The organism is Tumebacillus sp. BK434 (assembly GCF_004340785.1).
Lineage (GTDB): Bacteria > Bacillota > Bacilli > Tumebacillales > Tumebacillaceae > Tumebacillus_A.
Map to the genome: position 1 here is coordinate 46871 of NZ_SLXS01000005.1, position 13935 is coordinate 60805.

Annotated in this window: 13 protein-coding genes; 5 read left to right on the top strand and 8 right to left on the bottom strand. The window is 56.7% G+C overall.

Annotated elements, in window-relative coordinates; translation table 11 throughout:
- Nucleotides 1-33: 33 nt before the first annotated feature.
- Nucleotides 34-495, bottom strand: a complete 462-nt coding sequence (locus tag EV586_RS13915) for a hypothetical protein (RefSeq protein ID WP_132945723.1) — start codon at nucleotides 493-495, stop codon at nucleotides 34-36.
- A 279-nt stretch (nucleotides 496-774) separates the two neighbouring features.
- Between EV586_RS13915 and EV586_RS13920 the strand changes: the two genes are divergently transcribed.
- Nucleotides 775-1410: a hypothetical protein gene (locus EV586_RS13920; protein ID WP_132945724.1), complete on the top strand. Its 636-nt coding sequence runs from the start codon at nucleotides 775-777 to the stop codon at nucleotides 1408-1410.
- Nucleotides 1411-1474: 64 nt separating this feature from the next.
- On the opposite strand, the gene EV586_RS13925 is transcribed toward EV586_RS13920, so the two are convergent.
- From EV586_RS13925 to EV586_RS13945, 5 genes are all read right to left on the bottom strand, one after another.
- Nucleotides 1475-1741 (bottom strand): DUF2621 family protein, encoded by a 267-nt coding sequence (locus tag EV586_RS13925; RefSeq protein ID WP_132945725.1) that lies wholly within the window; start codon nucleotides 1739-1741, stop codon nucleotides 1475-1477.
- Between the two features lie 46 nt (nucleotides 1742-1787).
- Nucleotides 1788-2087: a hypothetical protein gene (locus tag EV586_RS13930; protein WP_132945726.1), complete on the bottom strand. Its 300-nt coding sequence runs from the start codon at nucleotides 2085-2087 to the stop codon at nucleotides 1788-1790.
- Nucleotides 2088-2160: 73 nt separating this feature from the next.
- Complete coding sequence (locus EV586_RS13935) at nucleotides 2161-3312, bottom strand: hypothetical protein (RefSeq protein WP_132945727.1); 1152 nt, start codon at nucleotides 3310-3312, stop codon at nucleotides 2161-2163.
- 139 nt (nucleotides 3313-3451) lie between these two features.
- Nucleotides 3452-4456 carry an inorganic phosphate transporter gene (locus tag EV586_RS13940; RefSeq protein ID WP_132945728.1) on the bottom strand — a complete coding sequence of 335 codons (1005 nt, stop codon included), beginning with the start codon at nucleotides 4454-4456 and terminating at the stop codon, nucleotides 3452-3454.
- Nucleotides 4449-5072 carry a DUF47 domain-containing protein gene (locus tag EV586_RS13945; protein WP_165898601.1) on the bottom strand — a complete coding sequence of 208 codons (624 nt, stop codon included), beginning with the start codon at nucleotides 5070-5072 and terminating at the stop codon, nucleotides 4449-4451. The genes EV586_RS13940 and EV586_RS13945 overlap by 8 nt, the downstream gene beginning before the upstream one ends.
- Before the next feature lie 264 nt (nucleotides 5073-5336).
- Here EV586_RS13945 and EV586_RS13950 point away from each other — a divergent pair, with 264 nt between their 5' ends.
- Nucleotides 5337-6368 carry a M23 family metallopeptidase gene (locus EV586_RS13950; protein ID WP_132945730.1) on the top strand — a complete coding sequence of 344 codons (1032 nt, stop codon included), beginning with the start codon at nucleotides 5337-5339 and terminating at the stop codon, nucleotides 6366-6368.
- Between the two features lie 83 nt (nucleotides 6369-6451).
- Here EV586_RS13950 and EV586_RS13955 read toward each other — a convergent pair whose 3' ends face one another.
- Nucleotides 6452-6733 carry a DUF3905 domain-containing protein gene (locus tag EV586_RS13955; RefSeq protein WP_132945731.1) on the bottom strand — a complete coding sequence of 94 codons (282 nt, stop codon included), beginning with the start codon at nucleotides 6731-6733 and terminating at the stop codon, nucleotides 6452-6454.
- A gap of 116 nt (nucleotides 6734-6849) precedes the next feature.
- Here EV586_RS13955 and EV586_RS13960 point away from each other — a divergent pair, with 116 nt between their 5' ends.
- The 3 genes from EV586_RS13960 to EV586_RS13970 all read left to right on the top strand — a co-directional run bounded on the left by EV586_RS13960 (nucleotide 6850) and on the right by EV586_RS13970 (nucleotide 11897).
- Nucleotides 6850-8202 carry a PIG-L deacetylase family protein gene (locus tag EV586_RS13960; RefSeq protein WP_165898602.1) on the top strand — a complete coding sequence of 451 codons (1353 nt, stop codon included), beginning with the start codon at nucleotides 6850-6852 and terminating at the stop codon, nucleotides 8200-8202.
- Nucleotides 8203-8410: 208 nt separating this feature from the next.
- Complete coding sequence (locus EV586_RS13965) at nucleotides 8411-9697, top strand: helix-turn-helix transcriptional regulator (RefSeq protein ID WP_132945733.1); 1287 nt, start codon at nucleotides 8411-8413, stop codon at nucleotides 9695-9697.
- Between the two features lie 103 nt (nucleotides 9698-9800).
- The gene (locus tag EV586_RS13970) at nucleotides 9801-11897 is read left to right on the top strand and encodes a YcdB/YcdC domain-containing protein (RefSeq protein WP_132945734.1); all 2097 of its coding nucleotides are present in this window, start codon (nucleotides 9801-9803) and stop codon (nucleotides 11895-11897) included.
- A 44-nt stretch (nucleotides 11898-11941) separates the two neighbouring features.
- Here the strand turns inward: EV586_RS13970 and EV586_RS13975 are convergent, their stop codons facing one another.
- The gene (locus EV586_RS13975; RefSeq protein WP_132945735.1) at nucleotides 11942-13930 is read right to left on the bottom strand and encodes a glycoside hydrolase family 15 protein; all 1989 of its coding nucleotides are present in this window, start codon (nucleotides 13928-13930) and stop codon (nucleotides 11942-11944) included.
- Between the last annotated feature and the right edge of the window lie 5 nt (nucleotides 13931-13935).

Here is a 13935-nt window from a genome sequence, read left to right on the forward strand (position 1 = left end):
CATACAAACAAAAAAAGCCACCCTCGCGGATGGCTACATCATTTTGACCAACACCCGTTTGAGCGCCTGACCGACCAAGGCTCCGACAACCAGTCCGAGGATCGGGAGAAAAACGGGACCAAGCAGTGCGCCGCCAATACGAAACGTCGACGAGTAGATCACGCCGATCGTGCCAATGTATGCGGAAAACACAAACGGCAATGACGCAAATTTCACACCGTCTCCGCCGCCTGCATCCTTGTAGGCATCCCAGATCGCAAACAGATAGAGACAGGGGTAAAACATCAGCCACTGGTAATCGGTTGCATCCACCGCTTTTGTCATATCGCCTTGAAACGAAGCGACGATGACCAGGTTTAAACGTGCCTGAACATTGATCACAAACTCCAGAACAACCAGCAGCAAGCCTTTTAGAAACCTTTGGTTTAACAACTGTCCGAAACCGGGCAACGCTATGCTCCACAATAATCTTTCGAATGCGTCTGAGCGCTGCATCTTTATCACGTCTCTTCTCCAAACTTATAGACCGTACAATTATACAGCCCTATACCAACGGTGCTATCTGTCTGCACGTGCCTCTTGCCCAAGCAGTACTAGAGTTTCCGATCAAGCAGGCTTTTATCCGATGAACTAAAGGTGTTTCAGATGTTAACCATTCAGCTCGTTAATATCTTAAGTGGTTGACAAGCTGCTGGGAAAGTCAGGAGTGAAGATGCGCGGAGTGGGCACACTAGCGCTAAAGGTTTGGCTATTGTTCCTGAAGGAGGAAATTCGATGGCAGTTTCACGGATGACACTCTTGACCTGTTCCGCCCTGTTCGCCGCGTCCGCCCTGCTTGCCGGCTGCGGACAAAGCGATGCACAGCAGGCTCAGCAAGCAGGGATTCAAGGGGTCAAGCAGAATGGCACCGCCGCGACAAAAGCGCTCACTGCGGCCGACTACCGTGCGTTTGAAAGCGAGCTGTTCCGGCAGATGGATCTACCGGCAGATACCCGCCGGCAATTTCGCATCTTGGAGACGAAAGACACGCCGGGCGGCACCTATGTGCTCTACTCCCTGCCGCAAAACGACGGGCTGGCTTTTGCCGGACGCCAGGGGGACGGCAAGGTGACGATCTATCAGGCGCGCTGGCCGCTTGCGGTCACCGACCCGGCCAAAGACCTGGTCGTTGTGCGCGCCATCCCGCCGAACAACGGGATCAATGCGCCGTACGGCGTGTTGGCCGGCCGCGTCTACAACCCGTTCATCGAATACGTGGAGATCGCCTATCGCGACGGGCACGTCGACCGGATGGACGTCTCGCACAACCGCGGCTTCATCGCGGTGCGCAAAGCGTTCGATACGCGGTTTGTGCAAGTGCGCGGCTATTCCACCAACGGCACACCGTACTGGGAGATCGACACGCGATGAGCCCGTACCAAAAGAGCGCCTGTCCCCTTTGCGGGGACAGGCGCTCTTTGCTGTCTGCAAGCCTTTACGCCAGCAGATCTTCATATTTCGAAAGATCATAGCCTTTTTCGGTCAAAAATTGCTTGATGCGGTCGCGGTCCGCTTCTTTCTTCGCGCCCGCGATGATGTATCCACGGAGAACGTCCTCTTCCGAGACCGTATCATGGCCGGCTTGTTGTGCTTCCGCAAAGATCTGTTTCTCGATCATCTTCTTTGCCATCGGACGGGCAAAAAACGGGATGGGGCTCAAAAGTTCTTCAAGCAGTTGTTTCGACTGGTCTGTGTAATTCAAAAGGAATTCCTCCTACAAAATTGATTCCTTTTTAGTGTACCACAACTTACCGCCGTACATCCTGTACGAGCAGCTGATAAACGCCGCCACGGCGAATTTTTCCGGAACGGGTGATCATGCTGCGCTCCACCACCACGCCGCTTACGGTCACGCGGTCCCCGCTTTTCAAGCCTCGCGCGTCCTGCCCGAGGTTGAGAAACAGTTCGTTAAGCTCCGCCCCGGCGGTCTGCAGCGGAGCGGACAATTCCAGTTTGGCCAGATAGACTTCCGCATCTTCCTCGACGCATTGGTACGGCACCGGGTCGCTTGCCAAGACGCCGTCCACGTGCACGAGCGTTTCGTTCATGTCGCTCCCCCCTTATCTTTCATCGTACACAAAAAAGACACGTCTGTCGACGTGCCTTTCGGTATGGCCGGGATTAGAACTGGCGGCCGTATGGGGCGCCCATGTTCGCCATCTGGTTCATCACCGACTGGTTGACGGTGTCATACTGGTTGCCCCGGAACATCGAAGCCGGGTAGCTGCTCGGACCTTCGTGATCCTGGATGCCGGCGTCAGCGCTCATCACTTGCTGGAATGCGTTTTGGTTCATCAAACCTTGATTTTGCTGCTGCTGGTTGTAACCTTGACCGCCCATGCCCATCATCGACATGCTCGCACCGCCAAAGCTTTGAGAACCGCCGGAACCGCCGTTGAACAGCGAGTTCTGATGGATGCGCTCAGTCTGCTGTTGAAAGCTGCTGCTGGGCTGGGATTGACCGCCGTACAGGGAGTTCTGATGGATGCGGTCGATCTGCGCCTGATTCACGCCTTGGCTGAAAGACTGCTGGGCGCCGTAACCGCCGCTTTGGAACTGGTTTTGGTAGCCGCCAAACCCTTGTGCGGGCGATTGGGAACCGCCGTTGAACAGCGAGTTTTGATGGATGCGCTGCACTTCTTGCGAGAAGTTGCTGCTCGGCTCAGATTGGCCGCTATAGATCGAGTTTTGGTGAACTTGGTTCAGCTGCGCCTGACTCACACCTTGGTTGTAGTACTGCGGAGCGCCGTAACTGCGGCTTTCGATCTGGTTTTGGTAGCCGCCATATCCTTGTGCGGACGATTGGGAGCCGCCGTTAAAGAGTGAGTTTTGGTGGATGCGTTCGATCTGCGCTTGGTTCACAGATTGAGTCATGCCGCCGTACCCTTGGTTTTGATAACCTTGGTTTTGATAACCTTGATTGAAGGACTGCGGGCTGCCATAGCCGCCCATCATCATGCTCATGCCCAGCGGGTTGGACTCTTCGCCGCTGATCGTCGCTTGCTGAATACGCTGCACGTGGAAGTTTTCCGGCTGGGAATTGCCGCCAAAGACCGAATTCTGATGGATCTGGTTCAACTGTGCTTGGTTCACGCCTTGTTGCATCCCGCCAAACCCTTGGTTTTGGTAACCTTGGTTCAAACGCTGCTGACCGCCGCCGTAGCCGCCCATGCCCATCATGCTCATACCCATCCCCATGTTTTGCTGATTCGGGTTGATCGTGTTCTGCTGGATGCGATCCAGTTGAGCGCCAAACTGTTGGTTCATATTCACGTTGATTTCCCTCCATGTCTGGTGATCCAAATATGTAAAACTCGTTCCTTCCCTCAGTATGTACAAGGCTGATTTTCGTATTCATAACCGCAAAAAAACACCCCGGAATGATTCCGAGGTGTTTCCAACTTGTTTTGATTTAGAAGAAGAACAAGCCCAACAGCCAATATAAGACCGCAGCCAGCACCGCCGTGATCGGCAAGGTGATGATCCACGTCGTGACGATCTTGCCCGCCACGTCCCACTTGACTTTGTTGAAGCCTTTGGCCGCACCGACACCCATGATCGCCGACGAGATGACATGCGTCGTCGAGACCGGCAGTTTGTACAAAGTCGCGACGAGGATGACGATCGACGAGGTGAAGTCGGCTGCAAAGCCGTTGACCGGCTGGATCTTGATGATGCCGCGTCCGACGGTGCGGATGATCCGCCAGCCGCCAGTCGCCGTACCGGCCGCCATCGCCAGCGCTGCGGAGATTTTGACCCACAGCGGGATGTCGGTCGTGTCTTGGAAGCCGCCGGCGATCAGCGCGAAGGTGATGACGCCCATCGCTTTTTGCGCGTCGTTCGTGCCGTGCATAAAGGCTTGGAACGCCGCCGAGAAGATCTGGAACGTCTTGAAGTTGCGCGTCATCTTCGCCGGAGCGAAGTTGCGGAAGAGCCACATCAAGGACAGCATGATCCCAAAACCGAGCACCAGCGCGATGATCGGCGAGAAGATCAGCGACTTGAGGATGTTGACAAATCCATGGTAGTTCACAGCCGAGAAGCCGGCCGATGCGATGACCGCACCGACGAGCGAACCGATCAGCGCGTGGGAAGAGGAAGACGGAATCCCATACCACCACGTGATCAGGTTCCAGACGATCGCGGCCAACATCGCCGCGACGACGATCCACATCCCGTTGGAGAGCACGAACGGGTCGGCGATCCCTTTCCCGATCGTCTTCGCAACGCCGGTAAAGGTCAAGGCGCCAATCAGGTTCATCGACGCAGCCAGAATGATCGCTACTCGCGGCGACAGCGCTTTGGTCGAAATCGAAGTGGCGATGGCGTTCGCCGTATCATGGAAACCGTTGATATAGTCGAACGCCAGTGCCAGGATGACGACCGTGATGATCAGAATCAATCCACCATCAGGCATTTTTCAAGACGACCCCTTCCACCAGGTTGGACACGTCTTCGCAGAAATCTACGCCGTCTTCCAGCTTTTCGTAGATCTCCTTCCATTTGATCACGTGGATCGGGTCGACATTTTCATCGTTGAGCAGCTTGGCCACAGCGCGGCGGTAGATCTGGTCAGATTCCAGCTCCCACTGCTTCATGCTGCGGGTCAGCTCTTGAATGCGCTCATATTTCAGATCGCGCAGCGCGTGCAACAATTTGACGATCACAGCAGCCGCACCTTCCATCGCTTTGGACAGCGCGAGCATTTCCGGTGTCACCGAACCGATGCGGTAGAGGACGCAGCGGTCGGCCACACCGGTGATGATGTCGAGCACTTCATCGATCGTAAAAGCCAGCGCCGAGATGTCGTCGCGCTCGATCGGCGTGATGAACGAAGAGTTCAGCTTCTCCATGATCTGACGGGTGATCGCATCGCCTTTGTGCTCAATCTCTTGAATCGCGTCAAATTTCTTTTCCACATCGGTGTAGTTTTCCATCAGTTCGAGGAAGGCCTTCGCACCGCTGTATAGATTGTTAGCTTCCTGCTCCAGCAGATCGAAAAAGACGTCGTTTTTCGGTCCAAAGTTCAGCATACAAAAGATGCCTCCTTGTAAAAAGGTCAAGTTAGTTTTGGCAAAATAGACAAAGGTTATGTAATAGATTTGTAAAACCTTTCTCATTATCGTCCTGCGCTTCGACTTTGACAAGACGAAAGATGATCAAAAAACACGACTTTTACACAATCTTAACATTACCGTTCACCTTTTCGACAAATGGGAAAAACCTTATCGGAAAGAGTTCCCTGTAGTGGCGCTCCCCATTCCCGGAGACACTACGCTTTGAGGTGAGCACATATGATGAAACGGCGAACCCGCATCTTCGCAAATCTGCTGCTGACCCTGACTCTGCTCCCCGTTCCGGGAGCGGGCGCAGCAGAGGAACAACCCCCTGTCGACCAAACGCTGGAGCTCGCGACAGCCGCTCAATATCAGCAAGAGCTGCCCGTGCTCCAGAACGTGGAAAAGGTGACCAAAGTGCCGTGGTATTACCTGGCGGCGGTCAACCAGTATGAGATGGGGATTCATTGGAAGAAAAACAAAGACAATCCTCACAAATCGGCCATTCAAATCGAGTTCCCTTCTGAAAAATGGAGCGGGCCGGTCAATCCGCAACGGGATGACAGCAACCCGGTGACGATCAAGATTTTTGGCGGGTTGGGGTTGGACGGCAACAAAGACAAAGTCGCCGAGCGCACCAACCCGGAAGATGCGCTGTTTACGATGGCCAAATGGCTGAGCTCGGAAGGGACAGATGAAGACGCGATTCGCCGCAAGATCTGGGACTATTACCAGGACGGCATGGTCGTCGACCGGATCTCCGGATTCGCCCGCCTCTTCCGCGAAGCCGGCACCACCGACATCAAAGGCAACGCCTTCCCGATCCCCAAGCGCTTCAACTATTCGTATCGCTCAACGTGGGGCGATCCGCGCGGCTGGGGCGGGCGGCGGATGCACGAAGGCTGCGACATCTTCGCCAATCATGGCACCCCCGTGCTGTCTACCGCGTACGGCGTGGTCGAAGTGATCGGCTGGAACCGCTTCGGCGGCTGGCGTATCGGCATCCGCGACCTGAACAACGTCTATCATTATTACGCGCATCTGGGCGGTTTTGAAAAAGGGGTCAAGCGCGGATCGATCGTCAAACCGGGCCAGGTGATCGGCTATGTCGGCTCCTCTGGCTATGGCCGCCCCGGCACGTCAGGCAAGTTCCCGCCGCACTTGCACTACGGGATGTATCGCGACACCGGAGCCCGGGAATGGGCGTTCGACCCGACTCCGCACCTGCGCAAATGGGAGCGCGAGATGCGGGCGAAGAAAAGAAATAGCTAGGCTAGTTCAGCCACCCTCTACAGCAGGTGGCTGTTTTTTTGCGCAGTAAAAGACCTCTCTCCGTTCGGGAGAGAGGTCTGACACTAGCCGTCGTTGCGCATCGACGCATCATGGGTCGGATGCATAAAAGGAGCCATGACCGGGCTCGCTGTGCCGTTCTTCAGCTCGAGGTTCTCACGGCGCGTGCTGCCAAGATCGTGATCGTTGTCGACATACTTGTCCCCCGACATAACGGCGGGGTCAACATCTCGGCTCCAGTTGTCGAGCGGGGTGTTTCTCCATGGAGCGTTGTCGTGATCGTCATCGATGGTACCGCGACGGGTCCATTCATCGGACCGCAGATGCACTTTATTTTTCTTTTCCATGTGTACTCACCTCCACGCATAGTGTCCCCAACTGCGAGCGCTCTACTCAGTATAAGAAGCGGGCGAGGCTCAAACACTGAAACTACTTCATCGCACTGACGAAGGGGGAAATTCAAGTGAGCAACAGGCAACCCAAGCGGGGCTTGGCACTACTGCTTGTCTTGACGGGCTCCCTTTTGCTTCCGTGCAGCCCGGGACACGCCGAAGACCTGCCCTCTGCCGCCCGCCCGCAGGCGGACGAACAACGCTTGCTCGTCATCGCGCCGCACCCGGACGACGAATCGCTGGCCGGAGCGGCGCTGATTCAACAGACCTTGCAGCGCGGCGGGTCGGTGCGCGTGGCAGTGCTGACCAACGGGGACGGATTCCGCCGCGCGGCAGCCGAACAGTTTCACCTGCGAAAAGCGGGAGCGACCGACCTGTACAGGCTGGGGCTTTTGCGGCAGCAGGAAGAGCTGACAGCAGCGAAGCGACTGGGCCTGCAGGAGCAAGACGTCCTGTTCCTCGGCTATCCGGACGCCGGTCTGCGTCACCTGTGGAGCGGACATTTTTGGAGCAGCCGCTCGCCCTACACGGGGCTGAACGGTTTCGACCGGGTGCCGTACCGCCGCGCCTATCAGGTGGGCAACCCGTACTGCGGACAGGCGCTGGCTGACGACCTGCGCCGCATTCTGACCGAGTTCCGCCCGACACACGTGCTCTATCCCGACCCGCACGATGTGCACGGCGACCACTGGGCTGCATCCGCCTTCACGCAATACGCGCTGGCCGGACTGCCGCTGAAGCCGTCCGAAGCGACCTATCTCATCCACTACCCGCAGTTTCCCAAGCCGCAGCGCTACCGGCCCGGACAAGCTCTGCTCCAGCCAAAGAAGCTGTCCGGCATCGGCATCCGCTGGCGCCAGGTGCCGCTTGGCGTCAGCGAAGTCGAGCAAAAGCGCTCCGCCGTCCTCGCCCATCGGTCGCAGATTCAGGTGATGAACGACTTCCTCACATCGTTTGTGCGCCAAAACGACTTGGTCGCCAGCTCCTGTATCCCGCAGCTGCAAAACTGCGGGCCGGCGGTGGAACTGCTTGATCCTGCCGGCGACCAGAGCGGAGACGGAGCGGCCGACATTCGCAAACTGACCGTCTCCCGCTTCGGACAGCAGCTGCGCCTCTGCATCCAGTTGGCCTCCCCGGTCACCGCCGGACATCGCTTCACCGTTCGGCTGCGCATGCCGGAAGCAGGCCCTGGCGAAACGTCACAGCTCGAAGTTAAACTCCATAATCGAAAGTTAAATATCATCCCGTTCCCTGAGTTAAACAGCCGGGTTCAATCCCCTGTGTTTTGGCAGCTGCAGCAGGACCGGTTCGTGCTCACCCTGCCCCTGTCCACCTTTCACGATCTCAGTTGTCTGATGGTCGGAGCGGAAGTTAAGCTCGGCAGCGCGGTCGATCGAACCGCGTGGCGACGCCTTTATTTATAAGCTTTTCTCATCCAAACCCGATCTCCGTCGGGTTTTATTTTTACATATTTATCCATTAACTACTAATCTTCAACACTATTACTTATACTCAGAAACATTTCGCTTATATTATAAGAAAAATTGATATAAAGTTTACTTTCCTCTTTATTCGCCTTCCCTAAAGGTGTAAAATGTGTGTAGATAACACCATAGATGGGGGTAATTTTGCATGTCTTTAGGGCAGAAAATTCGCGAACTTCGCATCGTGAAAGGATTGACGCAGAGCGATCTCGGTTCGGGGCTCGTCACACCGAGCATGATCTCCCAGATCGAGTCGGATAAAGCCAATCCTTCTTACAAAGTGCTCGAAGCGATCGCAGAAAAACTGGAGACGCCGCTGGAATTTTTTCTGACCGATATCCAGACGCAATTGGAGCAGACCAGCGCACACAAGGTGGCCAAAGCCTTGCTGTCTTCGGCCAACTACGAACGGGCTTACGGCCTGCTCGAGTCGCTGCTCCAGAAGCCTTCGCAGAGTTTGAACATCGTTGACGTGATGTCCGACCTCGGCGAATGCTACCTGCATCTCGGCCGCTATGAAGAAGCGGTGGAGCAGTTCGAGAAGGTGCTGGAGATCGCGAAGACGAAGGAAAATCCAACTGCAGCTCTGCAGGCGCTGAACAAACTTGGGGTGATTGAACAGCGCCGCCAGAAGTATCATTTGGCGATCTACCACTGGCGCAAAGCGTATGAGCAGTTCGACCTGCTCCTGCAGCCGGAGCCTTTTTTGCAGTCACAGATCTTGACCAATTTGGGGACGATTCACTATCAGCTGGGAGAGTTTCAAGAAGCGCTCAACTATTATGAGACCGCCTATAAGTTCTTGGCGAAAAGCAGCCATTTTGAACAAATCGGCTTCACCTATATCGGCCTCGGCCTTTCGTATAAGCGCATGAAAGAATATGAAAAAGCTTCTGAGTATTCGCAGTATGCGATCGCCATCTTCGAGTCGCTCAAGAATATCAAGCTGGCGATCGATGTGAAGAAAAATTACGGCATTTTAAAAAGCGAAGAAGGCCAGTTTGAGGCCGCCCATGAACTGTTCTTGGGGTGCATCGAGGAGTATGAGAAGCACAACTACACGCTCGATGCAGGTTCTGTCTACGGCGAGATCGCTCGCCTGCATGTGAAAGAGCAGCGCTTCGACGACTGCAAACTGACCTGCCAGAAAGCGCTCGCGACGATCCCCGCCACGTCGCTTGAAGCAGCGCCGATTCTGCGCACGCTGGCGATCGCCGAGGACAAGCTCGGACAGCGCGACCGCGCGATCGCGACGATGGAGCGCTCGATCGAGATCTTCAAGGAGCACCGCCTGTTAAGCGACCTGGCCGAGACCTATTCGCTGCTCGCCAACCTCTATCAGCAGGACGAGAATTTCGCCAAAGCGAACGAGTCCTTGTTGAACATGAAAGACGCGCTTAACGAAAATTTGAAAGAGCGCGGCATTATTCTTTAAACACCAATTGCCAAAGGATAAAATAATATGATAAATTGGGCTTGTTTCTACCGTTGTAGAACAGCCCAATTTTCATTTACGGATCCTGAGAGGAGTCACTCTAATGTCGCGATTCTTTCACGTGACGGCAGCCCTGCTGCTCGCGGCAGGCACCGTGCCGCTGCAAGCCCTGCCCGCTGCCGCCGCCGCCGAGCAGCCCGGCGCGCTCTCCGAAGCGGCAGCCGTCGCCAAAGCGCGGGCGCTGCTCAACCTGCCCGCTGCCGAGTATGAGCTGGACACGGCCGAACGGATGCCCTACGCCTATTACGCCGGACTCCCCGAACGAAGCGCGTGGTGGCTGACTTTTATTCATGATGAGCAAGAGACCGCCGTTTCGATCGATGCCGAGACCGGCAGACTGATGCACTTTTTACAGGAGGTCGAGGAGCCGTCCGACGCGGACGAATTTATCTCGCCGCAAGAGGCGCGTGCGATCGGTCTCGCTTTTTTGCAGAAGGTCGCCCCTGAAGAGCTGAAACAATCGACGCTGTCCAAAGAACCGGCCGGATGGGGCTATTCTTACGATCTCGTGTACACCCGTTCGGTGAACGGCATACCCGTCGATGATCAGAGCCTGATCGTCACCGTCGCCTGGGACGGTTCGATCAGCATGTTCGCCAATATATGGGACGAGCGCCTGACGTTCCCCGCCGCCGACAAGATCATCACGCAAGACCAGGCGCGAAGCATCCTGGCAGATCAGATCACGATGCAGCTCGGATACGTGACAAGCTATGAAGGCGCGCCGGAACTGATGTACCGCCCATACTTCACCGCCGGTTATACGGTCAATGCGACCAGCGGCAAGATCGACCCGGCCGTCGACTTCTACTACGAGCCGCAACAGCCCGCTTCCACCACCCCGCTCGTGCAAAACGGCCCGCTGGCACCGCCTGTGCTCGCGAAAGAACTGACCAAAGCAGAAGCCCGAAAAGCGGCGGAGTCGCTCGGCTTGCTGCCGGCCGATGCGGTCTATCAGGATACTTCCGAGCAGGAATACGAAGACGGCGAATGGTACCTGCAGTACGAAGCGCCCGGTGCCACCGATCAGCCGACCGACGACGTCACCTATGTGATCCGCATCAACGCTGCCAACGGTGAACTGGTCGAGTTTTACGGCTATCTGGCCCATCTTGAATTTGATGAAGAGTTCACCCCTGAAGACGAGTTGTGGACAGACGAAGAGCCGGCAGATCTGCTGGCAGCTGACGAACTGCTCAGCCGCGCGAATGAACACGTCAAAACGCTCTTCCCGCACCGCACCGGGGCGCTCACACAAGCAACGACGTCTCCGGACGGCTACTTCTGGTTCCATCAGCTCGTCAACGGACTGCCAAGCGACACCTATGTGGAACTGTCGCTCAATCCGTCGACGGGCAGCGTCCTCGAAGTGAGCCAGAATCTGATCGAAGCGGACTACTTCCCGCAGGCGACACCAGCGGTCTCCGCAGCCAGTGCGAAGCAGATCTTCACCAGCCTGCCGCTCGAACTGTATTACGGCTTTGCAAACACGGAAGACATGTCGGCCGCACTCCCGCCGTTCTTGGGTTACCGGTTTGAACAGCGCCTCCCGCAATATGCGATGATTGATGCACAGAGCGGCCAGTTGACCGGGCTGATCAGCAAAAACGGCACCTTCCTGCCCCGGGACATCTACGGGCATTGGGCGGAAAAAGCGTTGACCGCGTTTGCCGATGCCGACCTGCTGCGCTTCGACATGATGAACGTGTCTCCCGACGAACCGATCACCCGCGGCTATCTGATCGAGCTGATGATCGGACACTTGAACCGCAATGCGCCAAGCGAGCAGACCGTCTTTTACAAAGACGTCACCGCAGACCACCCGTCCTACTACGCGATCAACGCAGCCGCCAACCTCGGCTGGATCGCGAAAGACAAAAACTTCCGACCGGATGACCCCATCACCCGCGAAGAGATGGCGATCCTGATGGCCAAGGCGGCCGGGTTCGACCCGCAGAAGCATCAAGCGGACGCGCTGCCCTACGCCGATGTCAATCAGATCTCCTGGTGGTCGTACGGCGCGGTGGCGATCAACTACAAGCAGGGCTGGATGCAAGGCGCCGACGACAACAAGTTCCACCCGCAAGGCGATCTGACCCTCGCCGAAGCGGTCAGCATGCTCTTCCGCTTTAAAGAATAGTGCAGATGACAACGTGCCGCCCCGGATCGGGACGGCACGTTGTTTTACTCTTGCAGTTGATGCAGCGCTTTGTTCGACAGCTCCTTATACCGCCGCCCGTAGCGCACCACCTCTTGCACAAACGTCGCATGCGACCAGGTCAAGGGAGCGACCGACAGCGGAGTGCCGTGATAAGGGTGCAACTGCTCCGGCAACACGCCGCTGTCCATGCGGTGGCGAAGCACCCAGTCGAACAGCTCTTTCGCCTGCTGCAGATCTTCCACCGACTCCGCCCGCTCGATCTCCCACGCCGCCTGCCACAGCGTGCAGATGATCCACGGGTTGCCCGGCACTCTTTCGATCTCGTCAGACTTTTTAAAATAGTAGTCATCCGTATAGCGTGCGATCCCGCCGATCTCCGTCTTTACGCGTAGCCCTTCCCAGACCCGCTCCATCGTCGCCTGCAGACGCGGGTCGTCCGGCGAGAGGATGTCGAACTGAAACAGGCCGTACAGACTGGACTCCAGCGTCTTGTCTTTGGCGATCTCCCCGTTCTCGCCGAGATACACCCCGCGCAGGAAACGGCCGACCGATGGGTCGTACAGGTATTTGTCCATGCCTTCGAGCAGTTTCTCCGCGCTGCTCTGCATCTTTTGCGCCCGCTTGGCATCCCCGAACACCTGCGCAAAATTGCGCACCGCCCGCAGCCCCGCGATCACCGTCGCCACGGTGAACGTAAAGATCCCGCGCCGCTCCTCCCACAAATCGTAGCTTTCGATCGGCAACCCCAAATGCTCATACACATATTCTGCCATGAATTCGCCGGCCGGCGCGATCAGCGTCGTGTAAAGCGACTGGGCGAACTCCACGTCGCCATAGCGCTGGTAATGCTCCCACAAGGCCCAGATCACCAGCCCCGTCTCGTCTTCCTGGATCGGCAGCGACGGGTCTTTACCCTGCAGATAGGGATGCCACGACGAGCCGACCGAGCCGTCCGGATTGTATTTGTGCAGCAAAAAGCCACCCGCTGTCAGCGAGTCTTCACAGAAACGAAAGAAACGGTTGGCGATGCGCTCATACCCCGCCTCGCTCATCGCATGAGCGATCAGCGCCCCGTCGCGCGGCCACATGTACGAATAGTGGTCGCGGTTGTACTGCAGAATGTCAGTATCGTTGGCGGCGATGATCGCGCCGTTCGCATCGGTCAGCGTCTGCACGAGCATCAAAGACAGCAAGTACTCGTCGATCACCTCCTGCCCCAGATCGCCAAACTCCTGCTCCGACTGCCGCAGCCATTCCCGCCAATAGGCATCGATCTCCGCAAACAGCTGCTCCGGCGTCCGCGCCAAGACCCAGCGGTTCATCTCTTTGACCTCAGGGAAGGTGCGCCCGACACAGACCCAATAGTACAGCGTCTCCTCCTCGCCGCCCGGCACAAACATTTTGAACGACACTGTGCTGTCGACCGACCCTTGCGCGATCGGGTTTCCTTCCAGCGTTCCGTCCTCGGCATCTTTCCACGTTCCTTGCAGCGAGTGGAAACGCTTGATGCCGGTCGAGTACTCGAACAGGCCGCCGAGGTGCGTGAAGCCGTTGATCAGCAGGTAGCGGCTGCGCTTGTAGTGATAGACCATGTTTTGCACCGGATCATACACCGCCGTGTCGCCGATCTCCGTCTCATCGATACAGAAGTCATGCGTGAAAAACAAACGAATCTCGCGCTCCAAAGCCCTGGTGTTGCGCACGCTGACTTTTTTCAGATAGGCGTTCTCCCGAAAATGCACCGCATCTTCGATCTGCAGCTCCAGTCCGAGCCGCTCGTTGCGGGCCAGAACGGAGGTCACCAGCGTCCCTGTGCGGTAGGAATTCTCGACGACCCAGTCCGACTCGTCACACCACGAGAACTCGCCATCCACATAGACGCCCAGCGAATTGCGGTTGCCTCCGATGTGGTTGAGCTGCCCGACGTATGGGTAATACAAGTCCCGCATGTTGGTCTTAGCATCGAAGCCGATACAGAGATGCCCGTTGCCGATCACCAGCGAGCGCGGCATGATCC